Source organism: Paenibacillus terrae (assembly GCF_000943545.1).
In the GTDB taxonomy this organism is placed as follows: Bacteria; Bacillota; Bacilli; order Paenibacillales; family Paenibacillaceae; genus Paenibacillus; species Paenibacillus terrae_A.
The window spans coordinates 1-529 of the sequence record NZ_JTHP01000199.1 but is presented as its reverse complement, the minus strand read 5'-3'; the positions used below and the strand labels follow the sequence as shown (position 1 = coordinate 529).

At 42.7% G+C, this 529-nt stretch carries 1 protein-coding gene; it reads left to right on the top strand.

From position 1 onward, the window contains the following. Nucleotides 1–523: IS630 family transposase (locus tag QD47_RS29660; RefSeq protein ID WP_152643922.1), on the top strand; the 523-nt coding region annotated here is incomplete at its 5' end. Nucleotides 524–529: the final 6 nt, after the last annotated feature.

Genomic DNA, 529 nt, shown 5'->3' with positions numbered 1-529 from the left:
AAAAATCGACCATGTATTATTTGAAGACGAATCCATGATTCGCGATTACCAAGCCATTCAAAAAACGTGGTTTCTTCGTGGCAAGCAGCGTATCATTCAAACTACAGGTAAACATCGGGGTGTCAAACTGCTGGCTACCGTCGACTATGTGACAGGCAGGATCGTATGGCAGGAAGATGAGTATTATACAGCCGAAACATTTTTGATCTTTTTGAAAAAAGTGTTAACCGAATATCCGACAGGTAAAATTGCGATGATCCTGGACAATGCGCGAATTCACCATGCAAAGCTGCTGGCATCGTTCCTAAACGAGATGAAGGATCGACTTGAACTTGTATTTTTGCCTCCCTATAGCCCCGAACTGAATGCAGTCGAAGGGTTGTGGAAATGGCTTAAATCCGATGTGATTAACAACGTCTTTTACCACACGGTCGCTGAAATTCGTACCAACGTACAACAGTTTATGGAAGAGATTATGAAAGTACCTTTGATGATCGTTGACCGTCTTTGTGTCAGGTTCTAGCTGGTT